General features: G+C 69.0%; 28 protein-coding genes. 20 read left to right on the top strand and 8 right to left on the bottom strand.

Annotated elements, in window-relative coordinates:
- Positions 1 to 110 precede the first annotated feature (110 nt).
- Genes ung through A7B18_RS09225 form a run of 3 tightly spaced genes read left to right on the top strand, consistent with a single transcriptional unit; the run spans position 111 to position 2,322 of the window.
- Positions 111 to 857, top strand: coding sequence for a uracil-DNA glycosylase (gene ung / locus A7B18_RS09215; protein WP_102126401.1), 747 nt, complete (start codon positions 111 to 113; stop codon positions 855 to 857).
- A 2-nt stretch (positions 858 to 859) separates the two neighbouring features.
- Positions 860 to 1,912, top strand: a complete 1,053-nt coding sequence (locus A7B18_RS09220; protein ID WP_102126402.1) for a DNA topoisomerase IB — start codon at positions 860 to 862, stop codon at positions 1,910 to 1,912.
- A 5-nt stretch (positions 1,913 to 1,917) separates the two neighbouring features.
- Positions 1,918 to 2,322, top strand: a complete 405-nt coding sequence (locus A7B18_RS09225; protein WP_102126403.1) for a DoxX family protein — start codon at positions 1,918 to 1,920, stop codon at positions 2,320 to 2,322.
- Between the two features lie 123 nt (positions 2,323 to 2,445).
- Here the strand turns inward: A7B18_RS09225 and A7B18_RS09230 are convergent, their stop codons facing one another.
- Together A7B18_RS09230 and A7B18_RS09235 are read right to left on the bottom strand one after the other, a co-directional pair.
- Entirely contained in the window at positions 2,446 to 2,703 is a 258-nt protein-coding gene (locus A7B18_RS09230) for a hypothetical protein (protein WP_102126404.1), read from the bottom strand.
- Complete coding sequence (locus tag A7B18_RS09235) at positions 2,700 to 3,812, bottom strand: alpha-hydroxy acid oxidase (protein WP_102126405.1); 1,113 nt, start codon at positions 3,810 to 3,812, stop codon at positions 2,700 to 2,702. The genes A7B18_RS09230 and A7B18_RS09235 overlap by 4 nt, the downstream gene beginning before the upstream one ends.
- A gap of 370 nt (positions 3,813 to 4,182) precedes the next feature.
- Between A7B18_RS09235 and A7B18_RS09240 the strand changes: the two genes are divergently transcribed.
- The 16 genes from A7B18_RS09240 (at position 4,183) to A7B18_RS09315 (ending at position 18,217) form a co-directional block, all read left to right on the top strand.
- Positions 4,183 to 4,680 (top strand): DUF427 domain-containing protein, encoded by a 498-nt coding sequence (locus A7B18_RS09240; RefSeq protein ID WP_102126406.1) that lies wholly within the window; start codon positions 4,183 to 4,185, stop codon positions 4,678 to 4,680.
- A gap of 10 nt (positions 4,681 to 4,690) precedes the next feature.
- The gene (locus A7B18_RS09245) at positions 4,691 to 5,182 is read left to right on the top strand and encodes a nucleotidyltransferase family protein (RefSeq protein ID WP_102126407.1); all 492 of its coding nucleotides are present in this window, start codon (positions 4,691 to 4,693) and stop codon (positions 5,180 to 5,182) included.
- A complete protein-coding gene (locus A7B18_RS09250) occupies positions 5,179 to 5,601 on the top strand; it encodes a hypothetical protein (RefSeq protein WP_102126408.1) in 423 nt (140 codons plus the stop codon). Before A7B18_RS09245 ends, A7B18_RS09250 begins: the two co-directional genes overlap by 4 nt.
- 1 nt (position 5,602) lies before the next feature.
- Positions 5,603 to 6,235 (top strand): aminoacyl-tRNA hydrolase, encoded by a 633-nt coding sequence (gene pth / locus A7B18_RS09255; protein ID WP_102126409.1) that lies wholly within the window; start codon positions 5,603 to 5,605, stop codon positions 6,233 to 6,235.
- Between the two features lie 5 nt (positions 6,236 to 6,240).
- A complete protein-coding gene (locus A7B18_RS09260) occupies positions 6,241 to 7,293 on the top strand; it encodes a M42 family metallopeptidase (RefSeq protein WP_102126410.1) in 1,053 nt (350 codons plus the stop codon).
- A gap of 231 nt (positions 7,294 to 7,524) precedes the next feature.
- Positions 7,525 to 7,905 carry a P-II family nitrogen regulator gene (locus tag A7B18_RS09265; RefSeq protein WP_180970088.1) on the top strand — a complete coding sequence of 127 codons (381 nt, stop codon included), beginning with the start codon at positions 7,525 to 7,527 and terminating at the stop codon, positions 7,903 to 7,905.
- Between the two features lie 12 nt (positions 7,906 to 7,917).
- Positions 7,918 to 9,219, top strand: a complete 1,302-nt coding sequence (locus A7B18_RS09270) for an ammonium transporter (protein ID WP_102126411.1) — start codon at positions 7,918 to 7,920, stop codon at positions 9,217 to 9,219.
- 327 nt (positions 9,220 to 9,546) lie between these two features.
- A complete protein-coding gene (locus A7B18_RS09275) occupies positions 9,547 to 9,864 on the top strand; it encodes a V-type ATPase subunit subunit G family protein (RefSeq protein WP_102126412.1) in 318 nt (105 codons plus the stop codon).
- Positions 9,861 to 11,942 carry a V-type ATP synthase subunit I gene (locus tag A7B18_RS09280; RefSeq protein ID WP_102126413.1) on the top strand — a complete coding sequence of 694 codons (2,082 nt, stop codon included), beginning with the start codon at positions 9,861 to 9,863 and terminating at the stop codon, positions 11,940 to 11,942. The genes A7B18_RS09275 and A7B18_RS09280 overlap by 4 nt, the downstream gene beginning before the upstream one ends.
- Positions 11,943 to 11,964: 22 nt before the next feature.
- On the top strand, positions 11,965 to 12,273 hold the full coding sequence (locus A7B18_RS09285) for a V-type ATP synthase subunit K (protein WP_102126414.1): 309 nt from the start codon (positions 11,965 to 11,967) through the stop codon (positions 12,271 to 12,273).
- A gap of 1 nt (position 12,274) precedes the next feature.
- Positions 12,275 to 12,835 (top strand): V-type ATP synthase subunit E, encoded by a 561-nt coding sequence (locus A7B18_RS09290; RefSeq protein ID WP_102126415.1) that lies wholly within the window; start codon positions 12,275 to 12,277, stop codon positions 12,833 to 12,835.
- An 8-nt stretch (positions 12,836 to 12,843) separates the two neighbouring features.
- Positions 12,844 to 13,821 carry a V0D/AC39 family V-type ATPase subunit gene (locus tag A7B18_RS09295; RefSeq protein WP_102126416.1) on the top strand — a complete coding sequence of 326 codons (978 nt, stop codon included), beginning with the start codon at positions 12,844 to 12,846 and terminating at the stop codon, positions 13,819 to 13,821.
- Positions 13,818 to 14,174 (top strand): V-type ATP synthase subunit F, encoded by a 357-nt coding sequence (locus tag A7B18_RS09300; RefSeq protein ID WP_102126417.1) that lies wholly within the window; start codon positions 13,818 to 13,820, stop codon positions 14,172 to 14,174. Before A7B18_RS09295 ends, A7B18_RS09300 begins: the two co-directional genes overlap by 4 nt.
- A gap of 109 nt (positions 14,175 to 14,283) precedes the next feature.
- Positions 14,284 to 16,050, top strand: a complete 1,767-nt coding sequence (locus A7B18_RS09305) for a V-type ATP synthase subunit A (RefSeq protein ID WP_102126418.1) — start codon at positions 14,284 to 14,286, stop codon at positions 16,048 to 16,050.
- Positions 16,047 to 17,459: a V-type ATP synthase subunit B gene (locus tag A7B18_RS09310; protein WP_102126419.1), complete on the top strand. Its 1,413-nt coding sequence runs from the start codon at positions 16,047 to 16,049 to the stop codon at positions 17,457 to 17,459. The genes A7B18_RS09305 and A7B18_RS09310 overlap by 4 nt, the downstream gene beginning before the upstream one ends.
- Before the next feature lie 89 nt (positions 17,460 to 17,548).
- Positions 17,549 to 18,217: a V-type ATP synthase subunit D gene (locus tag A7B18_RS09315; protein ID WP_102126420.1), complete on the top strand. Its 669-nt coding sequence runs from the start codon at positions 17,549 to 17,551 to the stop codon at positions 18,215 to 18,217.
- A gap of 27 nt (positions 18,218 to 18,244) precedes the next feature.
- On the opposite strand, the gene A7B18_RS09320 is transcribed toward A7B18_RS09315, so the two are convergent.
- The 4 genes from A7B18_RS09320 to A7B18_RS09335 form a co-directional block, all read right to left on the bottom strand.
- On the bottom strand, positions 18,245 to 18,832 hold the full coding sequence (locus A7B18_RS09320; RefSeq protein ID WP_102126421.1) for an HD domain-containing protein: 588 nt from the start codon (positions 18,830 to 18,832) through the stop codon (positions 18,245 to 18,247).
- A 13-nt stretch (positions 18,833 to 18,845) separates the two neighbouring features.
- Positions 18,846 to 19,076 carry a hypothetical protein gene (locus A7B18_RS09325; protein WP_102126422.1) on the bottom strand — a complete coding sequence of 77 codons (231 nt, stop codon included), beginning with the start codon at positions 19,074 to 19,076 and terminating at the stop codon, positions 18,846 to 18,848.
- Positions 19,077 to 19,137: 61 nt separating this feature from the next.
- On the bottom strand, positions 19,138 to 20,109 hold the full coding sequence (locus tag A7B18_RS09330) for an NAD(P)H-dependent glycerol-3-phosphate dehydrogenase (protein ID WP_102126423.1): 972 nt from the start codon (positions 20,107 to 20,109) through the stop codon (positions 19,138 to 19,140).
- Positions 20,106 to 20,873, bottom strand: a complete 768-nt coding sequence (locus A7B18_RS09335; protein ID WP_102126424.1) for a class I SAM-dependent DNA methyltransferase — start codon at positions 20,871 to 20,873, stop codon at positions 20,106 to 20,108. The genes A7B18_RS09330 and A7B18_RS09335 overlap by 4 nt, the downstream gene beginning before the upstream one ends.
- A 173-nt stretch (positions 20,874 to 21,046) precedes the next feature.
- Between A7B18_RS09335 and A7B18_RS09340 the strand changes: the two genes are divergently transcribed.
- The gene (locus tag A7B18_RS09340) at positions 21,047 to 21,520 is read left to right on the top strand and encodes a hypothetical protein (protein WP_102126425.1); all 474 of its coding nucleotides are present in this window, start codon (positions 21,047 to 21,049) and stop codon (positions 21,518 to 21,520) included.
- Between the two features lie 63 nt (positions 21,521 to 21,583).
- Here A7B18_RS09340 and A7B18_RS09345 read toward each other — a convergent pair whose 3' ends face one another.
- Both A7B18_RS09345 and A7B18_RS09350 read right to left on the bottom strand, forming a co-directional pair.
- Positions 21,584 to 22,150 (bottom strand): DUF1802 family protein, encoded by a 567-nt coding sequence (locus tag A7B18_RS09345; protein ID WP_102126426.1) that lies wholly within the window; start codon positions 22,148 to 22,150, stop codon positions 21,584 to 21,586.
- Between the two features lie 179 nt (positions 22,151 to 22,329).
- Entirely contained in the window at positions 22,330 to 23,700 is a 1,371-nt protein-coding gene (locus tag A7B18_RS09350; RefSeq protein WP_102126427.1) for an O-antigen ligase family protein, read from the bottom strand.
- Between the last annotated feature and the right edge of the window lie 10 nt (positions 23,701 to 23,710).

A 23,710-nucleotide genomic window follows, 5' to 3' on the forward strand; every position in this document is an offset into this window, starting at 1 on the left:
CTTTACCTTTCCTTGAAGTCAAGAGGGTTCGTACCGTCCGCCCCGGGAGGGTAGGCAAGACTGCGGGGCGAGTTGTGCCCCGGCGTGAGCCGCCCCCAGGAAAGGACACCATGACGGACCAACCCAGCCTGTTCGACCTGCCGCCTCAATCGGATACCAAGGACGCCCCCCCCGCCGTCCACCTCCCCGGCGGTTGGGACGAGGTGCTCGCCGGGGAGACATCTAAGCCCTATTTCCGCGACCTCCTCGCCTTCGTGGCCCGCGAGCGCGAGGCGGGCCCCGTGTACCCGGCCCAGGAGGACGTGTTCAACGCGCTCGCCTACACCCCCTACGATGGGGTCAAGGTCTTCATCCTCGGCCAGGACCCCTACCACGGGGCGGGGCAGGCGCACGGCCTGAGCTTCAGCGTGCGGCCCGGCGTACGTCCGCCGCCCAGCCTCGGGAACATCTACAAGGAGTTGCGCGACGACGTGGGCTTCAAGCCCCCCAAGCACGGCTACCTGGTGCCCTGGGCGCGGCAGGGCGTGTTGCTCCTCAACGCCGTCCTCACCGTGCGGCAGGCTGAACCCAACAGCCACGCGGGGAAGGGGTGGGAGACCTTCACCGACGCCGTGATCCGCGCCGTCAACGCCAAGCCGACCCGGGTCGTCTTCGTGCTGTGGGGCGCCTACGCCCGCAAGAAGGCGAAGCTCATTACGGGGGGGCAGCACGTGATCATCGAGTCCGCGCACCCCAGCCCCCTGAGCGTGGCGAAGTTCCTGGGCACGAAACCCTTTTCCAAGGTGAACGCCGCGCTGGAGGAGGCGGGGGAGACGCCGATTGACTGGCAGCTTCCCGAGAAGGCGGAGGAGCAGTAGGGATGCCCAGCCGCACCGAACTCCTCCAGGATGAGTACCTGCGCCGCGAGGGGAACGATCCCAAAGCCTTCCGCTACTTCTGGCCCGACGGGGAGGAGTACACGGACGAGGAGGGCATCCTTCGCATTGCCGCCCTCGCCGTGCCCCCCGCATACGAGGGCGTGTACGTCTCCCCCGACCCCGACGCCGAGTTGCAGGCGTTCGGGCGGGACGCTGCCGGGCGGCTCCAGTACCGCTACCACCCAGACTTCATGCAGGCGGGCGCGCTGAAGAAGTGGCAACGCCTTACGCGTTTCGCGGACGCGTTGCCGACCCTGCGGATGGTGACGGCCTCGGACCTGCGCCTCTCTGGCCTGCCCCGGCGCAAGGTACTCGCGCTGATGACCCGGCTCCTGCACGTCGCCCACTTCCGGGTGGGGAGCGACGCCTACGCGCGGGCGCACAAGACCTACGGCCTCTCGACCCTGCGCCAGCGCCACGTCAAGGTGGAGGGCGGGACCGTGACCTTCACCTTCCGGGGCAAGCACGGGGTTCACCAGCACCGGGTCATCCGCGACCGCACCCTCGCCAATAACATCGCGCGGCTCCTCGAACTGCCCGGCCCCTGGCTCTTCCAGAGCGTGGAGGAGGACGGCACCCGTCTGCGGGTGCGCGCTCCCGACCTCAACGCCTACCTGCGCGAAGTGGTCGGCCCCTTCACCGCCAAGGACTTCCGCACCTGGGGCGGCACCCTCGTCGCCGCCGAGTTCCTGGCCGAGGCGGGAGCGCCGGGGAGCGAGCGGCAGGCCCGCAAGACCCTGGTGGAGTGCGTCAAGTACGTCGCCGAGGATCTGGGGAACACGCCCGCCGTCACGCGCGGCAGCTACATCTGCCCCGTCATCTTCGACCGTTACCAGGAGGGCAAGGTCCTCGACGACTACGAGCCGCGGGCGGGCCGCGCTGAGCCCGACCTGGAGGGCCTGACCCGCGCCGAGGCCGCCCTCAAACGGATGCTGGAGAGCGAGAAGACCCTCAGGACGCCCAGGACGAGGCGGAAAGAGAAGGTCGCGGCCTGAAGAACATGCTGCCCCCAACCTCCCGGGCCCGCACGGTGGCCCGCATCCTGCTGGGGGCGGCGCTGACTCTGGCTGGTGTCGGCCACCTCACGACGCTGCGGCGGGAGTTCCAGGCGCAGGTGCCGGGGTGGCTGCCGCTCGATCCCGACTTCGTGGTGCTGGCGTCCGGGGTCGTGGAGATCGTGCTGGGCGCGGCTCTGCTCGCCCTGCCGCGCCAGCGGGTGACGGTGGGGTGGGTGGTGGCCGCCTTTTTCGTCGCCGTCTTCCCCGGCAACGTGTCGCAGTACCTCACCCGCACGGACGCCTTCGGGCTGAACACCGACGGGGCGCGGCTGACCCGGCTGTTCTTCCAGCCCTTGCTGGTGCTGTGGGCGCTGTGGTCTACCGGGGCGTGGCCGAGGCGGCGTTAGGATCGGGGCAAGCCGGGTGCCATCGCCTGCTGCTGACCTTTCCTTCTGGTGGGGGGTTGGGCCTTGCGAGGCTGTGGAGCGGCAGGGGGAACACAACGGGCAGCCCAGCGAAGCTTGTCTCTATCAGGAAGGCTCGCTCTCCTCATTCATCTCAGCCTGAGCAGCGTCCAAGTCGGCTACCAACTGGTCGTAAAATTCGTTCAATTCCGGCTTGGCTTGAAACAGGATTTCTTTCGCTTCCTTGACGGTCAAACCGCATACACCACGCACGACGTACATAATTTCCATCGAACTCAAACCCCGCCGCTTCGCCTCCTCCGCCACCGCCAGCGGCCCCGCCTCAGCCAGCACCCGGTAGGGCTCCAAATCCAGCCCGTTCACAACCGCACCAAATCCCGCCCCACCTGCCCGATGTTCTGCTTGCCGCATAGGGCCAGGGCCAACCGCAACTCGTCTTGCAGGAGGTCGAGGGTGCGCCGCACGCCCGCCTCCCCGCCCGCCGCAAGGCCCCACAGCGCCGCCCGGCCCAGAAACACGCAGCGGGCGCCGAGGGCCACGGCCCCCAGCACGTCCGTCCCGCGTGTCACGCCGCCGTCGAGGTAGACCTCCACGCGCCCCGCGACGGCCTCCACGACCTCGGGCAGGGCCTCGATGGAGCTGACGGCGGTGTCGAGCTGCCTTCCCCCGTGGTTGCTGACCCAGACGTGGGCTCCGTGCTCGGCGGCGAGCCGGGCGTCCTCGGCGGTGAGGATGCCCTTGAGGACGACCGGCAGCGCTGTGACCGACCGCAGCCAGGCGAGGTCGGCCCAGGTGAAGGCCTTGTCCACCAGCCCCTGAAAGTAGTTCACGAGCTGCGACCCGCTGCCCGATTCCATCCGGGCGAGGTGCTCGCGGCTGCCCGCGTTCGGCACACTCAGATGCGGCGGCAGGGCGAAGCGGTGGCGTTCGTTCGGCTCGCGGCGACCCACGAACGGCGCGTCCACGGTCACCACGAGGGCCCGCGTCCCCGCCGCCTCGGCCCGGCGCACGAGGTCGGCGCTCGCCTCCCGGTCGGTGGAGGGGTAAAGCTGGAACCACAGGCGGCCCGCCGCGTCCTGTGCCACGTCCTCGATGGGCGTGTTGCTGAAGGTGCTCAGGGTCATCAGGCTTCCTGCCGAGGCCGCCGCGCGGGCCGTGCCCCTCTCCGCCGTCTCGTGCGCGAGACCGTGGAAGGCACTCGGGGCGATGCCCACGGGACAGGCAAGCGGCAGCCCCAGCACCTCACTGCGGGTGTCCACGTTCGACACGTCCACGAGCACGCGGGGCCGCAGACGAATGGCGCGGAAGCCCTCGCGGTTCGCCCGCAGCGTCACCTCGTCGTTCGCGCCGCTTGCGTAATACTCCAGCGCGTTGCGGTCGAGGCGGGACCGTCCCAGGGCTTCGAGGTCCGCGAGGTTCACCGTGCCGCTCAGCTCGGGCACGTCGGCGTCCGGCAGGTTGATGGTGGTCACATGGCCAGCCTACCCGGGTCGGGCGGCAGGAGGTAGGTATCAGGGGATGCCGTTTTCCAGGTCCATCTCGGCGTGAAGGGCGTCCAGATCAGCGAGCAATCGGGTGTGAAAGGTGTGCATCTCCGACCAAACTTGGTGGAGGACCCCCTTTGCATCTTCGGTACTTATGCCACACACTTCGCGCAGGACATAGATGACTTCCATCGGGCTTAAGCCTCGCCGTGCCGCTTCCTGTGCAAGGACGAGCGGTTCAGTGTCAGGAAGCGTACAGAAGGGTTCCAAATCGGGCTTATTCCAAGCCATAACCCAGCCTACCCGGACGGGGTGAACGCTGACGGCCCTCCTCCCCTCCATCCCTCACACTCTTGCTATGCCCCGCCCCCACCCCACCCCGCCCGGCCCCGGTCAGGAAAGCGTCTGGGACTACCCCCGCCCGCCCCGGTTGGAGCGCACGCCCGCGCGGCTCGAAATCTGGTTCGGTGGGGTGAAGATCGCGGAGACGACGGGGGGCTTCCGCGTGCTGGAGACGAGCCACCCGCCCACCTACTACCTGCCCTCTGACGCTTTCCTGCCCGGCGTGCTCGTTCCGGCGGGCGGCGGCAGCGTCTGCGAGTGGAAGGGCGAGGCGACGTACTGGACGCTGCGGGTGGGTGGCAAGACGGCGGAGGGGGTGGCGTGGAGCTACGAGCGGCCCACCCCCGCCTTCGCGCCCATCGCCGGGTATGTGGCCGTCTACGCGGGCCGGGTGGACGAGTGCCGGGTGGACGGCGAGCGGGTGACGCCGCAGCCGGGCGGCTTCTACGGCGGGTGGGTCACGTCGAACGTGGTGGGGCCCTTTAAAGGCGAGCCGGGGACACTGGGCTGGTAACCTCCTCCCCATGCTCCACCCCGAGACCCTGCCCCTTGTCCGGGCCTTCGCCGAGGAGGGCGTGACCTGCTGGCTCATCGGCGGCCAGGAGTTCGACCGCCTGGCCGCCGCACCCGTCCGCGACCACGACGACATCGACTTCCTGGTGCGTGAGGAAGACGGAAAGCGGGCCGTGACGGTGCTGGAGGGGTTGGGGTTCACCCACGCGCACGGCTTACTGGAGTCGGGGGACGTGTTCTACCGCCGGGGTGACCTGCTCGTGGACCTCGTGCCGATCCGGGGTGACGTGACCCCGCCGCGCACCCTCGGGGAACTGTCGAGGATCGCCTGGCCCGCTGACCTCCTCGCGCCGCATCTCGTCGAGCGGGAGGGGGTACGGGTCCGAACCCTCACGCCCGCGATGCACCGCGCCATGAAGGGCGTGGTGTCCGCCTTCTACGGGGTGAACTTGCGGGGGAAAGACCGGGCGGACCTCGCCGCTCTTGCTACCCTGCCGCTATGACGGGTTCAGGGCCTTCCTCAGACTCTCGCGTGCGCTCACGGCTCACCGCCCTGGCGCAGGGCTTGCGGCACTTCCACTCGGCACTTCTCGACTTCGCCAAGGGCGAGTACGAGTTCCTGCACGGGCCGGTGAAGGGTCCCTTTGCCCTCTACTCGCTCGTGATGAACGACCCCTCCTTCCAGTGGCTGCGCCCCCTCTCCGGCCTGATGGCGACCCTCGACGAGGTGCTGGACGCCAAGGACACCACCCTCACCGAGCGCAACGTGCAGGACGTGCGTCAGGCCCTCGGGCTCCTGTTCGCCGAATCCGACACCCGCTTCGCCGACTTCCGCGCCGGGTACGTCCGCGCCCGTGGGGAGGCCCGTGTCCGCGAGACCGAGGCCCGCTGGCGTGAGGCCCTGAACAGCCTGGAGGCTTGACATGCGCCTCGTCGTGGGCCTGGGCAATCCGGGGCCGAACTACGCCCGCACCCGCCACAACGTCGGCTGGCTCGTCGTGGACGAGGTGGCCCGCCGCTGGGGAGCGGTGTGGCGCAAGGAAAAGGACGCCGAGGTCGCCGAGATTCGCGTCGGCCCGGCCCCCGGTGCGCGGGTCCTGCTGATCAAGCCCATGACCTTCATGAACGCGGCGGGCAAGGCGGTCGGGCCGCTCGTCTCCTTCTACAAGTTGGAGCCGGACGCGATGCTCGTCGTGCAGGACGATTTGGATAGCCCCTTCGGCCTGCTGAAGTTCCGGCTGGGCGGGAGGCACGGCGGGCAAAACGGGGTGCGGGACATCATCCGGGTGCTGGGCACCGACGCCTTCCCGCGCCTGAAGGTCGGCATCTCGCGCCCCCCGGCGGGCTGGGACCCGGCGGACTGGGTGCTGAGCCGCTGGCGGGAGGAGGAGGCGGGCACCCTCGCCGAACTCGTGCGGCTGGGGGCGGACGCGGTGGAAGCCTGGGCTCAGCACGGGCTGGCGGAGGCGCAGGGCCGCTTCAACGGCACCGACCTGCGCCCGAAACCCGCCGTTCCGTCTCAGGAGACGCCCCAGCCCGAGCCCGGCGTATCCTGACCGCCATGACCACAACCGAACTGCGGCTGGATGTCCTTCATCAGCTCTCGAACCTCAACGGCGTGCCGGGCTACGAGGACGCCGTGCGCGACTTCGTGCTGCGCGAGCTGGAGGGCCTGGCCGACGAGGTGCGGGTGGACCCGCTGGGCAACGTGATCGCCGTGCGCCGGGGCCGGGAGGACGCCGCCGAGGGCCGCGAGCGCGTGATGCTCAGCGCCCACATGGACGAGATCGGCTTTCTGGTGCGCTTCATCGACGACCGCGGCTTCCTGCGCGTGCAACCGCTCGGCGGCTTCGACCCGCGCAACCTCTTCGCCCGCAACGTGACGGTGCAGACGCGCGGCGGGGCCCTGCCCGGCATCATGACGCCCGGCGGCAAACCCATCCACATCTCCTCCCCGGAGGACCGCAAGAAGGTGCCCGAGCTCAGCGAGTTCTTCGTGGACCTGGGCCTCGACGTGGACGAGGTGCGGCGCCGGGTGCGCGTGGGCGACATGGTGACGCTCGACCAGACCGCCCGGCAGATCGGCAAGCTCACCGTGGGCAAGGCGCTGGACGACCGGGCCTGCGTCTTCCTGCAACTCGAACTCCTGCGCGCCTTCCAGGGCACCCGCCCCCGGCACGACGTGGTGGCCGTCTTCAGCGTGCAGGAGGAGGTGGGCCTGCGCGGCGCGGGCGTGGCGGCCTACGGGGTGGAGCCGACGCTGGGCATCGGCCTGGACGTGACGCTCGCGGTGGACACCCCCGGCGCGGGTCCCGAGGCGGCGGTCACCCGGCTCGGCGAGGGCATCGGCATCAAGGTCTTCGACTCCTCCATGATCTCGACGCGGCGACTGGTGGACGAGTTCACGGATCTCGCCGAGCGCGAGGGCATCCGGCACCAGCTCGAAGTGCTGCCGCTGGGGGGCACGGACGGCGCCGCCATCCAGCTCTCACGCTTGGGCGTGCCCAGCATCACCCTCAGCGTGCCCACCCGCTACATCCACACGGTTGTCGAGGCCGTCCACGAGGACGATCTGCGCGCGGGCCTCGCCCTGCTCGTCGCCTACCTGAGCTGACTCCACTTCCCTCCCAGTCCCCGCCCGCCTCCCTGCGTGACGGGGTCAACTTTTTGGACGTTTTGCCAGCGTATGACTCTCCACGGCGCCTTCCTCCCCGCTCAAGTGCAAACTGTCGCGGAAAATCTGGACATCTGTTCGAGTTTTTGTTGACACCTCGCATGACTATCCCTACGCTGACCCCATGCAGGGATGCGGACACTGCAAATCGAGCGGCAAAAAGGAGACGCCATGCGGCTGATCACGGCGGTCGTGCGCCCGGAGCGGGTGCAACAGGTCAAGGAGGCCCTCTTCCAGGCGGGCATCAGCGGGATCACCCTCAGCCGCGTGTCGGGGCACGGCGGCGAGCAGGAGATCGTCGAGCACTACCGGGGCACGCGGGTGATGGTGGAGTTCCGGGAGAAGGTCGAGTTCCGCATGGCCGTGTCCGAACCCTTCGTGGACGTGGCGATTCGCGCGATCTGCCAGGGCGCGCGCACGGGCGAGGTGGGCGACGGCAAGATCTTCGTGCAGCCCCTGGAGCGCGTGGTCCGCATCCGCACCGGCGAGGAGGACAACGCCGCCCTGACCCCCGTCACCGAGAAGAAGCTCACGCCGGGCGTCCCGGTCTAAGGAGTCGTGCCCATGCTGCAAAAAACCCTGCCCCTGCTCGCGCTCCTCGGCGGCGCCGCCCTCGCCCAGGCCGACACGCCCACGCTGAACTCCGGCGACACCGCCTGGATGCTCGTCTCGGCGGCCCTCGTGCTCCTGATGACCCCGGGGCTCGCCTTCTTCTACGGCGGCCTGACCCGCGCCCAGAGCGTCCTGAACACCATGATGATGAGCGTCGTGTCCATCGGGCTCGTCGGCGTGCTGTGGATGCTCGCCGGGTACACCCTCGCCTTCGGGGAGGGCGGCAACGCCCTGATCGGCGGCCTGGGCAACCTGGGGCTGGAGGGCCTGGCGGGCGGCCTGACGGGCACCGTCCCCACCTACGTCTTCGCGGCCTTCCAGGCGATGTTCGCCATCATCGCGCTCGCCCTGATCAGCGGCGCGGTCGTCGAGCGGATGCGCTTCGGCGCGTTCCTGCTCTTCGGCGGGCTGTGGAGCCTCTTGATCTACGCGCCCCTGGCCCATTGGGTGTGGAGTGCGGACGGCTGGCTCTTCAGGCTCGGGGCGCTCGATTTCGCGGGCGGCACCGTCATCCACATCGCGGCGGGCGTCTCGGCGCTCGTCGCGGCGTTCGTGCTCGGGCCGCGCATCGGGTACCCCCGCACGGCGCACGTGCCGCACAACGTGCCCTTCGTCCTGTTGGGAGCGGGGCTGCTGTGGTTCGGCTGGATGGGTTTCAACGCCGGGAGTGCCCTGAGCGCCGGGCAGACCGCCGGGCTCGCCTTCATCACCACATTGATCGCCCCCGCCGCCGCGATGCTGACGTGGCTCGCGTGGGAAAGCCGCCGCAACGGCAAGCCCACCGCCGTCGGCGCCGCCACCGGGCTCGTCGTCGGGCTGGTCGCCATCACCCCCGCCTGCGCCTTCGTGAGCCCGTGGGCCGCCCTCGTCGTGGGCGCGCTGGGCGCCACCGCGAGCTTCTGGGCCGTGCAGTACAAGCAGTCGCTGCGTGCCGACGACTCGCTCGACGTGTTCGCCTGCCACGGGGTCGCCGGGATCGTGGGCGCCCTGCTGACCGGGGCTCTGGCCTGGACCACCGGTAGCGGCAAGCCCGTCTTTGAGCAGCTCCTGATCCAGCTCGTCGGCGTGCTCGCCAGCGTGGCCTTCACAGGGCTCGGGTCCCTGATCCTGCTCCGGCTCGTCGGCCTGTTCACCCCCCTGCGCGTGCCCACCAGCCAGGAGGTCGCCGGAATCGACATCAGCGCCCACAGCGAGCAGGGCTACTCCGAAAACGAGACCGGCCTCGGCGCCCCCGTCTTCCTCGGCGGCGATTGAGGCCCACCTGAGCCTCACCCCACGACCCTGAACCTCCACGTCCTGCCCGCCTCCGACCGCATCCCCGGGGGCGGGCCGTCTCCTGTTCCGGGGCGGTGTCGCCCGTGCGGTGACGAGTCCCGCGCGCGGTCTCCGGGACGCTTGGCCCTCCGGGACGGGAAAGGAGGCTGTGTTAGGATGCTTCACGAGTCTGACGCCATTTCAAAGGTCGGGCCAACGCACTACTTGCCGTATCCCCCACGCTCCCTGTCTCCGGACGGGGATTTTGGGGCGGGGTGCGGCTGAGTCACGAACGGACGATGTTGCAGGAAAGAAAGGAGGAGGGATTTGGACGTCTCCAGTCGAGTCTTGAGTGAGCTGGCGAGCCGAGAGGCGGCGCTGGACGCGCAGATCGAGGCGGCCCGCGAGGAAGCGAGGCGGGAGGTGGAAGCCGCCGAGGCCGAGGCGGCCCGCATCCTCCGTGACGCGCAGACGCGCGCGCAGGCGATGCAGGCCGAGAGCGAGGCCCAGCTTGGGGCCGAGACCGCGCGCATCCGCGAGGAGGCCCGCCTGAGGGCCGAGCAGGAGGCCCAGGCCACCCGCGAGCGGTCGTCGGCGCGGGTGCAGCAGGCCGCCGAGCAGATTCTGAGGGCGGTGCTGCCGTGATCAACCCCATGCAGCAGGTCGTGATCGCCACCCGCAGACGCGACAGCGAGGCGGTTATCGCGGCGCTGCAAGACGCGGGTGTGCTGCACCTCAAGCCCATCACGGGCGGGCCCCTGAACACCGGGACCCTCGCCGGGCAAGACGCCCAGAGCCGCCGCGAGGACGAACGCCTCCTCGCCCGCGCGGAGAGCACCATCGCCGAACTCGGCGCCTACCGCCCCGCCCCCGCGCCCCTGCCCCCTCAAGGCGAGTGGGAGAGCGTGGTCGAGGGCGCGGCGGGCCCCGTCTCGGCCCTCGCCCGCAGCCGCCAGGACCTCCAGGCGGACCTCGACGCGGAGGCGTCCTACGGGGACGCGGTGCGGGCCCTCGCCCGGCTGGCCGGGGGGCTCGACCGCAGCCGCCGCCTCAGCCTCGTGCCCTTCCTCCTCCAGCCCAGCGACAACCTCGGCGAACTCGACGCGGCGCTTCGCGCGGGCCTTCCCGACCGGTACGCGCTGGCGACGGAGACGGTCGGGCAAAACCGCGTCGGCTTGATCGCCACCCTGCGCGCCGACCGCGACGCCGCCCGGGGCGCCCTGGGCCGGGTGCGCCTGGGCGAACTGAGACTGCCGGGCCGCTTCGACGGGATGCCCCTTTCGGAGGCCGCCGCCGAGATGGAGCGTATCCGGGAGGGTGGGGCCGAACGCCAGCGCCGCCTCACCGAGGACCGCGACCGCCTCGCGGGGGCGCACGGCCCGGCCCTGTTCGCGGTGCGCGACGCCCTCAAGGACCGGGTGGCGATCCACGACGTGCGCGCGGTGTCGGCCCGGGGCAAGTACAGCCTCGCCATGCAGGGTTACGTGCCCGCCGACCGGGTGCCCGCGCTGACGGCGGCCCTGGGCCGGTTCGGCGACGCGGTGAGCTTTGAAGTGCACCCCGTCGACGAGCACCACGACGCCGGGGTGCCCGTGCAGCTCAAGAACAACTCCTACGTCCGGCCCTTCCAGGTCGTGATGGGGCTGATGAGCCTGCCGAAGTACGGGACCTTCGATCCGACCTGGGTGATCGCCATCTTCTTCCCGCTGTTTTTCGGCATCATCATCGCGGACATCGGGTACGGGCTGCTCTTCCTCCTGTTCGGGATGTGGCTGCTGGGCAAGGCCCGCCGGAACGAGGGCTGGGACCTGAGCTTCTTCGGGGCCTACGTGCCGCCCTCGACCCTGCGTGACCTGGGCTTCGTCACCAACGTGATGGCGGCCTGGAGCATCGTGTGGGGCTTTCTGACGGGCGAGTTCTTCGGCACGCTGCTCGAACACCTCCACTTCTTCTACATCAACCCCGGCCTGCTGGACCGGCTGTGGGGCTGGACCGGCCTGAGATTCCCGGTCGAGGCCGAGAAGCTCCGGGAAGGCTATTACAGCGGCCTGATCCCGATCGTCTTCCCACGGCTGGAGACGAGCTACTTCTCTAACGTGGCGCTGGTGTTCGCGCTGCTCTTCGGCATACTCCAGGTGCTGTGGGGTTGGGGCATCCGCGTTCGGCAGGGGATCAAGCACCGCGACGCGACCCACACCTGGGAGGGCATCGCCCTGTTCGGCGGGGTGGGCGCCCTGATCTGCATGGCCTTCGCCACCCGCGCCGGGCAGGACTTCGGCCAGTTCACGAACTTCGCCAGCCCCCTGGTGTGGCTGATGTACCTGGGCTTCGTCCTGTTCATCGTGGGCTACCTGCGGGTGCTCAGGCACTACCCGCTGCTGCCCATCGAGCTGCTGTCGCAGGGCGGCGCGGTCGTGAGCTACGCCCGTATCTTCGCCGTGGGCCTGGTCTCCGCGATTTTGGCCCGCCTGTGCACCGACGTGGGCTGGAGCCTGTTCGAGCGCATCGGATTCCTGGGGCTGATCCTGGGGATCGTCCTCGGGGCGGTGCTGCACTTTTTCGTGCTGGCGCTCACCCTGATCGGCCACATCATCCAGCCGCTGCGTCTGCACATGGTCGAGTTCCTCAACCCGACCGGCTTCAACGCGGAGACGAGCCCGGCCTACAACCCCCTTCGCCGCCTCAGCCCACCCAGCTCTTCCTTGGGCGGGCAGGCCAAATAACTTCAGTTTCGGGAGCCAAACCATGACCAAATACAACAAGATCGTCCTCGCGTCCCTCGTCCTCGCCCTCGCCACGAGCGGTTTCGCCCAGGAGACGGGCGGCGCCAGCGCGTCCACCGACGAGCTGTACCGTGGCCTGCGCGCCCTCGGCGCGGGTCTGGCGCTCGGCCTCGGCGCGCTCGGCACGGGTGTGGCGCAGGCGCGCATCGGCTCCAGCCTCGTGGGCGCGGTGGCTGAGGACGCCAGCAAGGCGGGCAGCCTGCTGCTGTACTTCCTGATTCCCGAAACGCTCGTGATCTTCGGCTTCCTCGCGCTGTTCATCCTCAACTGAGATGGCGCTCGACAAGCTCTTAGAGAACGAAGCGCAGTCGGAAATCGAGCGCGTCCGCGCCGAGGCCCGTGAGCGTTCCGCCCGCATCCTGGCGGACGCCCGGGAGCGCGCGCAGGGCCTGCTCGACAGCCGCACCCGCGCCCTGGAAACCCAGCGTCAGGCGGGCCTCGTGCGCGCCCGCTCCGCCGCCGACCTCGAACTCAGCGCCTCGCGCCTGAATGCGGGAGAGCAGGGCTTGGGCCAGGTGTACGGGATGGTCGAGCAGTATCTCCAGGGCATCACGCAGGCCCCCGAGTACCGCGAGATTCTGGGTCGCCTGATCACGGAAGCCCGCCAGGCCATCCCCGACGCGGAGGCCGTCGAGGTGAATCCCGCCGAGGCTGCGCTCGCGCGCGAACTCGTGACCGACCTGCCCGTGCGGGAGAACCCGGCCATCAACGGTGGCGTGCGGGTCGTGGCGCGCGGCGGCAAGAGCGGGATCACCAACACGCTGGGGGGCCGCCTCGACCGGGTGAAGGGCGACCTCGCCCCGCAGATCAGCCGCCTGCTCGCCGGGGAATAGGACACCTGATGCCCGACGACTACGCTTACATCAACACGCGCGTCCGCGTGATGCGGACCAAACTGCTCGACGGGCGCGCCCTTGACTCGGCGCTCGCCTCGGGCAGCTACCAGGAATTTCTGCGCGTGCTCACCGAGACCGACCTCGCGCCCCAGCTTCGCGAGACGACCGCCGAGGGCGCGGGGTTGCCCGAACTCGACCGGGCCCTCTCGCAAAACCTCTTCGCCACCTCCCGCAAGGTCCTGAATTTTGCCGACGGGCAGGCGCGGCGGGAGATCGAGGTCCTGCTGATGCGCTGGGACCTCGTGAACCTCAAGACCGTGGCGCGCGGCATCGTCAACGGGCGGGGCTCCGACGCGATTCTGGAGAGCCTGATCCCGGGCGGCACGATCAAGCCCGCCGCCCTCCAGACCGCCGCCCAGAGCACCGACCTGGCGAGTGCCGCGACCGCCATCGCCGTCAGCGGGCACCCGCTCGCCCGGTCGATGCGCGACGGGGCCGCCGCCTACGGGGCGAGCAACCGCCTGCTCGACCTCGAGGTCGCCCTCGACCAGGGGTACTACCGCCACGCCCTCGCGGTGTCGCGCAACACCAGCCTGCGCCGTTACCTGGGCCGGGAGATCGACGTGCGCAACGCCCTGATCGCCCGGGGCACGCGCGGCCAGGCGCTCGACCCCAACCTCTTCGTGCCGGGCGGGCATCTCGACGCGGGCGGGTACACCCGGCTCGCGGGCGGGGACGCGAGCGGGATTCCCGACGCGGCGGCCATCCTGGAGGCTTCCACCCTGGAGGACGCCGAGGTCGCGGCCCGCGCAGCGCTCGACACCGCCGCCCGCAACACGTCGATGAGCGACCCCGAGGGCGTGGGCGTCATCCTCGACTTCCTGCGCCGCAAGGAGATCGAGATCGCCAAGCTGCGCCTGATCGGGCGCGGCAAGTTCTACAACCTCGCCACCGACCAGATTCGCCGGGAGGTGCAGGCATGACCGCCAAAGCTGGAGCAGGCAGCCAGACCCAGCGGGTCGCCGTCCTCGCCGACGCCGAGACCGCCACGGGCTACCGCCTCGCGGGCGCGGAGGTCGTCGAGGCGACCCCCGAAAACGCCGTGCGCGAACTCGAACGGGTGATCGTGGAGGGGCGCTACGGCCTCGTCGCGGTCGATACCGGGCTGATCCCCGACCCGGCGACCGCCACCGCCCGGGTGATGCGCGGGCGTGACCTCCCCATCCTGCTGCCCATTCCCAGCCTGAAGGACGCCTTCTCAACCGAGACAGTGGACGCCAAGGCGTACATGGGCAAGCTCGTGCGGGAGACCATCGGATTTGACATCAAGCTCTGAAGTCGGGGGGTCAAGTCGTCGGGGGTCTAGGAAAAAGGCACAAACGCCGTCCTGATCACCTTCTAGACTGAGGACCCCTCGACCTCTCGACCTCTCTCAAGGAGACCAGATGACGCAGACGCAGAACAAGCAGGGCGTCGTGCAGAACATCGCCGGACCCGCCGTGATCGCCAACGGCATGTACGGCGCGAAGATGTACGACATCGTGCGCGTGGGCCAAGAGCGCCTCGTGGGCGAGATTATCCGCCTCGACGGCGACACCGCCTTCGTGCAGGTGTACGAGGACACCTCGGGCCTGACCGTGGGCGAGCCCGTGGTCACCACCAACCTCCCGCTGTCCGTGGAACTCGGGCCGGGGATGCTCAACGGCATCTACGACGGCATCCAGCGCCCCCTCGACAAGATCCGGGAGGCGTCGGGCGACTTCATCGCGCGCGGCATCGAGGTTTCTAGCCTCGACCGCACGAAGAAGTGGCAGTTCACCCCCTCCGTGCAGGTGGGCGACACGGTGAGCGGCTCCTCGATCCTGGGCACGGTGCCGGAGTTCTCCTTCACCCACAAGATTCTCACGCCCCCCGAGGTGCAGGGCCGTCTGCGGATGGTCGTGCCCGAGGGCGAGTACACCATCGACGACACCATCGCGGAGCTCGAAGACGGCACGCGGCTGCGGATGGCGCACTACTGGCCCGTCCGCGCGCCGCGCCCGGTCGCCCGCAAACTTGACCCCAGCCTGCCGTTCCTCACGGGGATGCGGATTCTCGACGTGCTGTTCCCCCTGGTGATGGGCGGCGCGGCGGCGATCCCGGGGCCGTTCGGCTCGGGCAAGACGGTGACCCAGCAGTCGGTCGCCAAGTACGGCAACGCCGACATCGTGGTGTACGTGGGCTGCGGCGAGCGCGGCAACGAGATGACGGACGTGCTGGTCGAGTTCCCGGAACTGGAAGACCCCAAGACCGGCAACCCGCTGATGCAGCGCACCATCCTGATCGCCAACACCTCCAACATGCCGGTGGCCGCGCGTGAGGCGTCGGTGTACACGGGCATCACCCTCGCCGAGTACTTCCGCGACCAGGGCTACTCGGTGTCGCTGATGGCCGACTCCACGAGCCGCTGGGCCGAGGCGCTGCGCGAGATTTCCTCCCGCTTGGAGGAGATGCCCGCGGAAGAGGGTTACCCGCCCTACCTGGGCGCGAAGCTGGCCGCCTTCTACGAGCGTTCCGGCGCGGTGAAGACCCTCGCGGGTGAGGACGGCGCGGTGTCCGTGATCGGCGCCGTGAGCCCGGCGGGCGGCGACATGTCCGAGCCCGTGACCCAGGCGACCCTGCGCATCACGGGTGCCTTCTGGCGTCTGGACGCGGGCCTGGCCCGTCGCCGTCACTTCCCGGCGATCAACTGGAACGGGTCGTACTCGCTGTTCACCCCCATCCTCGACTCGTGGTACCGCGAGAACGTGGGTCAGGACTTTCCCGAACTGCGCCAGCGCATCAGCAACATCCTCCAGCAGGAGGCCAGCCTTCAGGAGGTCGTGCAGCTCGTCGGCCCCGACGCGCTTCAGGACCAGGAGCGGCTGGTGATCGAGGCAGGCCGCATGCTGCGTCAGGACTTCCTCCAGCAGAACGGCTTCGACCCGGTGGACGCCAGCGCCTCCATGCCGAAGAACTACGGCCTGATGAAGATGATGCTGAAGTTCTACGACGAGGCGGAGGCCGCGCTGCGCGGTGGCGCCACCATCGACGAGATCATCCAGAACCCGGTGATCGAGAAGCTGTCGCGCGCCCGCTACGTGCCCGAGGCGGAGTTCATCAACTACGGCGAGGGCGTGATGGACGAACTCGACCGGACCTTCAAGCGCACCGCCCAAGGAGTGAGAGCGTGACCACCCTCCTGAAGAAGGAATACAACGACGTCGCGTACATCTCGGGCCCGCTGCTCTTCGTGAACGCGGCCTCCGACCTCGCCTACGGCGCCATCGTGGACATCAAGGACGGCACGGGCCGCACGCGCGGCGGGCAGGTCATCTCGGTGTCCGACGAAAACGCCGTCATCCAGGTGTTCGAGGAGACGCGCGGCCTCGACCTCGCCACCGCATCGGTGAGCCTGGTGGAGGACGTGGCCCGGCTGGGCGTGTCCAAGGAGATGATCGGTCGCCGCTTCGACGGCCTGGGCCGCCCCATCGACGGGCTGCCCGCCGTGGTGGCCGAGCAGCGCCTCTCGATCAACGGGCAGCCCATGAACCCGGCGGCCCGCGCCAAGCCCGAGGAGTTCATCCAGACGGGCATCTCCACCATCGACGTGAACACGTCGCTGATTCGCGGCCAGAAGCTCCCGATCTTCTCGGGCTCGGGTCTGCCGCACAACGAACTCGCGGCGCAGATCGCCCGCCAGGCGAAGGTGCCCGGCCACGAGGGCGACTTCGCGGTGGTGTTCGCGGCGATGGGCCTGACCCAGCGTGAGGTCTCGTTCTTCACCCAGGAGTTCGAGCGCACCGGGGCGCTGGCTAGAAGCGTCCTCTTCCTCAACCGCGCGGACGACCCCGCCGTCGAGCGTCTGCTGACCCCCCGCATGGCGCTGACGACCGCCGAGTACCTGGCGTTCGAGCACGGTTACCACGTCCTGGTGATTCTGACCGACCTGACGAACTACTGCGAGGCGCTGCGCGAGATCGGCGGCGCGCGCGAGGAGATTCCCGGTCGGCGCGGCTTCCCCGGCTACATGTACACCGACCTCGCCTCGCTGTACGAGCGCGCGGGCGTGGTGCAGGGCAAGCCCGGGTCGGTCACCCAGATTCCGATCCTCTCGATGCCCGACGACGACATCACCCACCCCATCCCCGACCTGACCGGGTACATCACGGAAGGGCAGATCGTGGTGGACCGTGGCCTGAACGCCAAGGGCGTGTTCCCGCCGATCAACCCCCTGCCCTCGCTCTCGCGCCTTCAGGGCAACGGCATCGGCAAGGGCAAGACGCGGGCGGACCACAAGAACGTCTCCGACCAGCTCTTCGCCGCCTACGCGAACGGCCTCGACCTGCGCAAGCTCGTGGCGATCACGGGTGAGGACGCGCTGACCGAGACCGACAAGCTGTACCTGCGCTTCGCCGACGACTTCGAGAACTACTTCATCGGCCAGGGCGACCAGGACCGCTCCATCGACGACTCCCTGACGGTGGCCTGGGCCATCCTCTCCAAGCTGCCCCAGAGCCAGCTCACCCGTCTCTCGCGCGACTCCATCGACAAGTTCTACGGAACGAGGCTGGACGAGATGTGGCGGGGGAACCGGATTTAACGGTCGGTGGTGAGTGGTAAGTTGTCAGTGGGAAGGGCCTTTTCCACTCACCACTTCCCACTCACCCCACCGACGAAGGAGGTGGACCTATGGCAGGACAGATCAGCCCCACCCGCTCCGCCCTGCTGGCGAGCAAGGCCAGCCTCAAGACCGCGACGGGCGGCGCCGACCTCCTCAAGCGCAAGCGGGACGCCCTGATCGGGGAGTTCTTCGCCTTGGTGAAGGACGCGCTCGCCGCACGGGAGCAGCTCGGCGGCGTGAGCAAGGGCGCCTACACTAGCCTGTTCGGCGCGAAGGCGTGGGACAGCCCGGAGGCGGTGGAGAGCCTGAGCCTCGCGGGCAGCGGGGACTACGCCGTGGACATGCAGATCGAGAGCATCTACGGCGTGAAGGTGCCCCGCATCAACGTGCCCGAGCGCGGGCGGCAGGTCAACTTCAGCCCGATCAACGTCGGCGCCCGGACGATCCAGGCCGCGACCGACTTCGGCGGGGTGATGGAGGCCATCGTCAAGGTCGCCGCGACCGAGACGAAGCTGCGACGCATCGGCGAGGAGATCAAGAAGACCTCGCGCCGCGTGAACGCGCTGGAGCAGGTCGTGATCCCAGGAATTCAGGGCGACATCCGCTTCATCCGCGGTGTGCTCGACCAGCGCGAGCGTGAGGAAAGTTTCCGCCTGAAGAAGATCAAGGCGAAGCTGGAGCGCGACAAGGAAGAGAAGAACGTCCAGGCCGGTCAGCACGGCACCGCCGCCGACTGAGCGCCGAGCAGACGCGAGAAGCCGCCCTCAAGTGGGGCGGTTTTTCTCTTGCAAGAGTTCGAGCGCGTGGGTGAGGTTCGTTCGCGCTTGAGCCTCCAGCCCGGCAAACTCGGGCGTGGAGAAGATGTGTTCGCGGTCGAGGAAGCTCTGGAGGACGCGTGCCCGCCCGGCCCGGTATGCCTCCTCGGTGACGAAGCTGTACTCCTGCCGGATGGCAGCGTCGTAGGCGGCAAAGATCTGGGGATCAGCACCCAAGATGCTGAGGTCGGCGTCCACCAGCAGCGCCCCTTCCCGAGTGGCCGGAGGTGTCGTGTGACGGGTGGCGAGGATCAGCGCGCGCACTTCCGCCTCCAACTCTGGGGAGATGCCCTGTCCCCGCAGCCACTCCCCGAACACTTCCGCACTCCGTTCCTCGTTGCCCTCAGCCCGTGGGTCGTACACGAGGTCGTGACCCCAGACCGCGAGCGTGAGCGTCGGGGTCAGAAGGCCGCGCGAGGCGAGGGTGTGCAGCACGGCCCGCACATGATCGGCGTTGTCATAGGCGCGGTGGGGCTCGGCGTAGAAGGGCAGGGCGACCGCCTCGGCGGCGGCCAGGAGATGTTCTCCTTCTTGCACGTCGGTTCCCGAATTACACCTCGGCGGAGGCGGTGAGGTCCGGCGTTTTGCGCTTGAGGGGCGTCTTGCGGGTGGGCATGGTGGCGGGCCGGTGCTCGGGGTCGAGGCCGCACAGGATGTTGTAGGTGCGGCGGATGTCGGCGGCGCGGGCCTCCACGTAGCCCTGCCCGACCTTCCCCTCGTAGGTGTTGGGCTCGGTCAGGTGGTAAGCGAGTTGCAGGGCCTTGGCTTCGAACGTCTTCATACTCACACTCTTATAACGGCCAAAGATCGGGTGAAGGTCAAAGTTGCCCAGCCCTCTCCCGCTACCCCTCCAGCTCTGGCTTGGCGTCCCGCTCCATCAGGTGCGCGAGCCCCCGGGCGGGCGTCCACTCCCCACCCGTGACCTGAGCCACCGCGCGGACGATAGGAAGGTCGTGGCCGTGCGCGGTGGCCCAGGCGTCGAGGAGGCCCGCCGTGCGCAGACCCTCGACCACCTTGCCGCCTTGGGCAGGGCTTTCGCCGCGCGCGATGGCCTCCCCGGCGGCGCGGTTGCGGCTGTGGCGGCTCGTCGCGGTCGCCACGAGGTCGCCCAGCCCGCTCAGGCCGTACACGGTGTCCTCGTGGGCGCCGAGGGCCTGGAGGTAACGTCCCATCTCGCGCAGACCGCGGGTGATCAGGGTGGCTTTCGCGTTGTCCCCGAGCCGCAGCCCGTCCCCCATCCCGGCGGCGAGGGCGATGACGTTTTTGAGCACGCCGCCGAGTTCCACCCCCAGCTCGTCCGTGCTCGTGTACACCCGCAGGGCGGGGGAGACGAGGGCCGCCTGCACCGCCTGAGCGAGGGCAGCGTCCGCGCTCGCCACGACCGTCGCGGCGGGCAGACCGCGCCCCACCTCCTCGGCGTGGTTGGGGCCGCTCAGGACGGCGACCCGGGTGAAGCCCAGCTCCCGCGCGAGGTCAGTCAGCCTTCCCCCGTCCGGCGCGAGGCCCTTGGCGCACAGGACCAACCCGAGGTCACGGGGCAGGCTGGTGAGCAATTCTGGAACGCCCACACTCGGCACGACGACCAGCGCGAAGTCGGCCCCGGCCACGGCAGCCTCCAGGTCGGAGGTGACCGTCACCCCGTCCGGCAGCGTGACGCCCGGCAGATACTCCCGGTTTTCCCGCACCTCGGCGAGGCGGGCGGCGAAGTCGGGGCGCCGGGCCCACAAGGCCGCCCCCCGCCCCGCCCGCGTCGCCGCGACCGCCAGGGCCGTTCCCCAGCCACCTGCCCCCAGCACCGGAACCGGACGGGTCATGCCTCCCCCGCCCAGGCGAAGACCCACACGCGAGGCGTCTCCGCGGACGGCGGTGCGTAATCCGGGTACTCCACGACCTCCCAGCGCGCGAATCCTGCGGCTCCCAGGAGGGGTTCGAGGTCGGCGGGGTCGTACCCGCGTTCGCGGTGCACCTCCAGGAATTCCTCCCAGGTGCCCTGCGCGTCCTGCACCCGGCAAAAGGCCTGGACCACGCCGAGGTCCGCCTCCGGGTCGTGGTGGTGCGACCAGTGGTAGTGGACCTCCCGCCCGTCCGGGGTGTGGGCCAGCCCTTCGACCGCTCCTCCCTCCCAGAGGTCCCGCACGCCCAGCCGGGTGTTCAGGTCGCAGGCGAGCAGACCGCCGGGGCACAGGTGGGCCCGCGCCCGCCCGAGGGCCGCCCCCAGCTCGGCGGGCGTGAGGAGGTTGTTCAGGCTGTCGAAGACGCAGGTCACGAGGTCGAAGGTCTCCCCGAGGTCGAAGGTCCGCAGGTCGCCGACCGAGAGCGTGACCCCCGCGCCCAGCCGTTCGCGCGCCACCCGCAGCATCTCGGCGCTGCCGTCCAGCCCGTGCACCACGAGTCCCGCCGCCGTGAGTTCGCGCGTCAAGCCCCCGGTGCCGCAGGCGAGGTCGAGGGCCGACCGTGGCTCCAGTCCCCCGTCCCGCGCGTAGGTCAGCACGAAGTCGGCCCAGTGGTCGTACTCCACGTCCGCCATGATCGCGTCATACACGGCGGCGAGTGCGGTGAAAGGAGGCTGACTCTGCATGGGGGGTACTCTACCGCCCCCCATCTGTTCAACGCCGCGTCAGGTACCCGGGGCGTTTTGCCGCCAGCATGAATGGGCCGTGAGCTCAGCGGGAAGGCTTCGCCTGTAGCCCTTCTCCCAATCGGGCCGCTACGGTAGGGGCGTTCGATTTCGACATCCCAGGAGGTTTTCCCATGAAGAACATGCTTGCCGTCGCCGTCCTCGGTACCGTCGCCCTCAGCTCCTGCACCCTGGCCGGGAACCCCGTTCGCAAGGACGTGACCGGGCAACTGCGCGGCTTCTCCGCCAACCAGAACCTCGGCCTCGCTCTCGTGGGCTTCAACAACGGCCAGTACACCGCCGACGGCACCCAATCGCAGGTGATCGACAAGTTCCTGACGGGCGGCTTCGCCCTCGACCTGCCCACTAACGTGCCCTACGGCACCTACCGCGTGATCGTCTTCCGCGACGCCAACGGCGACAACCGCTTCAACACCGGGGACACCGTGCTCAGCCGTGACAACGGCAAGCTCCTCGTGTACGCCCAGCGCGACAACCAGTTCTTCGGTGGCACCCGCCGCGGCTGGAACCTCTACACCAGCGCGAGCGGCAGCGTCCAAACCACGCTGCTCAACAACTACGATCTCGACGCCGTTACCGCGCAGTAAGACGGAAAGCGAGGAGGGGAGGGCTCACGGGCCTTCCTCTCCTCACCTGTGAATGACTTGCGCTCAGGGCTCAGCTCCAGACCCCCCGGTGAGCCGCCCCTCCAATATCGCCCGCTGCCTCCCCAACTCTGCCTCACCGAGCACGGGGGAGGCGGCCTGGTGTTGCACGTCGCCCAGCGGCACCCAGCTCACGCAGCCCAGCATCTCGGGGGTCTCGGGGAGGCGCAGCGGCGCGGCGAGCGGACGCACCCGCAGCAGCAGCGCGTGGACCCAGGGCCGGTTGCGGTAGAGAAAGCGTCGCTCAATGGCCCCCGCCGTCAGCGCCTGAAGGGGTTCCAGGGCGAGCGCCTGTTCCAGCGACTCCACCCGGTGGACGGCCACCACCTCGGCGAGGGCGGGCAGCACGATGGTGCCCGGCTCGGGGTCGTCTCGTAGCAGGCCCGTGAACTCGGGGCGCAACTCGGCGGGGTTCTGGTGCAGGAAGGTGGGATAGAGGAGGAAGGCGCGGTGCTCGACCTCGAAGCCCTCGTGCGTCTCCATGATGCCGCCCTTGCGGATCAGGAGGGCCGACCGACCGGAGGTGAGCGCCTGACACTGGGTGTCCCATTCCTTGAGGGCGAAGGTGGTCATGGGGAGAGTGTAGGGGTGGGGGGATGCCGAAATGGCGGAACCGGACTTTCCTTGAGAGCGGTCCCGAAGCAACACCTACGCCACGTCTGAATATCGGAATTCGACAGAGACGACACCAACAGGGGTTGAGCGTGGGCTGACGAGTGGTTACCTGGGTGGTCGCCGAGGCAACAGACTGCTCACGTCCGAAGACCAGATCGGCGACGGCTATAAGCGGCGAGTGCAACACCCATCATGAACCAGGCGATGGGCGCGAACCGGATGATCTCGGGCCAGGTCAGGAGATAGGCGGCGTAGGCGAGAAGACCGCCAGAGACGCCTGGCAGCAGGGTCCGGCTCGACCAGATGGCGGCAGCCAGCAGTGCAATGAACATGACGGCGGCAGGGAGGCCATAGGTCAGGGCATAGTCCAGGTACTCGTTGTGGACCTTGCCTATCGACAGGACCACCGACTCACGCTTACCGTCCGCATGGGTCACCACGAAGCGGGGGGCTTCTCTGGGCGTGGAGTTCAGGCGTCGGACCCCGGCCAGATCGTGCTTGCCGAAGTCTGCCAGCACTTCCTTCTCTGAGCGCTCGTTCATGGCCTGCCACAGCGCAGGCGTTCCCCAACCCAAGAGGGGCCGTTGCCGAATTCCGAAGAGGGCAGAACCCCACAGCACGGCTCGACCGCTGCTGTCCGCGATGGCTTGACCACCCCCGGTCGCGTCGTTGGACAGATTGAAGGCCCGTCCCTCCCCCCGCAGGGTGGTGGTGAAGACACACAGCGCGACTCCAAGGAGGACGGCAGACCAAGACCGAAGGGAAGGGCGGGGACGTGCCCAGATCACCAGCCACAGGAGTCCCACGGCGCCCGCCAGCCAAGCCCCACGTGTAAACGAACCCGCCCACGCCCAAGAAATTAGGATAACGGCCAACCAACCCCACCTGTTCCGTGAGGATGCCAAAGAGGCGAGAGCGACGGGCAGCAGCAGGGTGAGCGCGCCTCCCATATACCCGCGGTTGCCGAGCGTTCCGCCAAAGAGCGTGGCTGACACGCCTGTGATCGCGCCGTCGCCCGGCACGCCCATCAGTCCCACCTGTTGCAGCACATTGGTCAGGGCGAGCAGAGAGCCGCCGAACAGGACAGCCTGTTCCAATCGGTGTAGAGCCTCCGCCTCCGAGCGCACCCAGACGAAGCCCCCTAGCAGCAATGCGAGATAGATCAGGTGCATCAGCACGCCGTCGGCGCGTTCAGGAGCCCCCCACCATCCGGGCCAGCCCACGCCGTTGAGGAGCGTGGAAAGTATCAGCCAGCCGACCCAGACCGTCAGAAGGGCGAGCGGACCTCGGGCGTTTTGAAGCGCCTCCCGGTAGCGCCAGAGCACGAGCAGAGTGGAGGGAAGAACAATGGTGTAAATCCAGAGGACTTTCGGGGCGAGGTACACCTCGTCGAAGGACATGGCGAGGACGGGGTTGATCAGAAGGGGAAGCACCCAGAGAGCAAGAAGCAGCAATCCGGGCGCCGTGCTGGTCGAAGCTTTTGACCCCTGGGCGTGTGTCTGAGTCATCCTCGTGCAC

It is taken from the genome of Deinococcus planocerae, from assembly GCF_002869765.1.
Taxonomy (GTDB): Bacteria; Deinococcota; Deinococci; order Deinococcales; family Deinococcaceae; genus Deinococcus; species Deinococcus planocerae.

Coding starts and splice junctions, on each gene's coding strand:
- A7B18_RS09285 (WP_102126414.1), top strand. CDS start 11,965: ATGACCAAATACAACAAGATCGTCCTCGCGTCCCTCGTCCTCGCCCTC.
- A7B18_RS09290 (WP_102126415.1), top strand. CDS start 12,275: ATGGCGCTCGACAAGCTCTTAGAGAACGAAGCGCAGTCGGAAATCGAG.
- A7B18_RS09335 (WP_102126424.1), bottom strand. CDS start 20,873: ATGCAGAGTCAGCCTCCTTTCACCGCACTCGCCGCCGTGTATGACGCG.
- A7B18_RS09315 (WP_102126420.1), top strand. CDS start 17,549: ATGGCAGGACAGATCAGCCCCACCCGCTCCGCCCTGCTGGCGAGCAAG.
- A7B18_RS09220 (WP_102126402.1), top strand. CDS start 860: ATGCCCAGCCGCACCGAACTCCTCCAGGATGAGTACCTGCGCCGCGAG.
- A7B18_RS09260 (WP_102126410.1), top strand. CDS start 6,241: ATGACCACAACCGAACTGCGGCTGGATGTCCTTCATCAGCTCTCGAAC.
- A7B18_RS09300 (WP_102126417.1), top strand. CDS start 13,818: ATGACCGCCAAAGCTGGAGCAGGCAGCCAGACCCAGCGGGTCGCCGTC.
- A7B18_RS09225 (WP_102126403.1), top strand. CDS start 1,918: ATGCTGCCCCCAACCTCCCGGGCCCGCACGGTGGCCCGCATCCTGCTG.
- A7B18_RS09270 (WP_102126411.1), top strand. CDS start 7,918: ATGCTGCAAAAAACCCTGCCCCTGCTCGCGCTCCTCGGCGGCGCCGCC.
- A7B18_RS09325 (WP_102126422.1), bottom strand. CDS start 19,076: ATGAAGACGTTCGAAGCCAAGGCCCTGCAACTCGCTTACCACCTGACC.
- A7B18_RS09240 (WP_102126406.1), top strand. CDS start 4,183: ATGCCCCGCCCCCACCCCACCCCGCCCGGCCCCGGTCAGGAAAGCGTC.
- A7B18_RS09330 (WP_102126423.1), bottom strand. CDS start 20,109: ATGACCCGTCCGGTTCCGGTGCTGGGGGCAGGTGGCTGGGGAACGGCC.
- pth (WP_102126409.1), top strand. CDS start 5,603: ATGCGCCTCGTCGTGGGCCTGGGCAATCCGGGGCCGAACTACGCCCGC.
- A7B18_RS09295 (WP_102126416.1), top strand. CDS start 12,844: ATGCCCGACGACTACGCTTACATCAACACGCGCGTCCGCGTGATGCGG.
- A7B18_RS09350 (WP_102126427.1), bottom strand. CDS start 23,700: ATGACTCAGACACACGCCCAGGGGTCAAAAGCTTCGACCAGCACGGCG.
- A7B18_RS09250 (WP_102126408.1), top strand. CDS start 5,179: ATGACGGGTTCAGGGCCTTCCTCAGACTCTCGCGTGCGCTCACGGCTC.
- A7B18_RS09345 (WP_102126426.1), bottom strand. CDS start 22,150: ATGACCACCTTCGCCCTCAAGGAATGGGACACCCAGTGTCAGGCGCTC.
- A7B18_RS09340 (WP_102126425.1), top strand. CDS start 21,047: ATGAAGAACATGCTTGCCGTCGCCGTCCTCGGTACCGTCGCCCTCAGC.
- A7B18_RS09305 (WP_102126418.1), top strand. CDS start 14,284: ATGACGCAGACGCAGAACAAGCAGGGCGTCGTGCAGAACATCGCCGGA.
- ung (WP_102126401.1), top strand. CDS start 111: ATGACGGACCAACCCAGCCTGTTCGACCTGCCGCCTCAATCGGATACC.
- A7B18_RS09245 (WP_102126407.1), top strand. CDS start 4,691: ATGCTCCACCCCGAGACCCTGCCCCTTGTCCGGGCCTTCGCCGAGGAG.
- A7B18_RS09265 (WP_180970088.1), top strand. CDS start 7,525: ATGCGGCTGATCACGGCGGTCGTGCGCCCGGAGCGGGTGCAACAGGTC.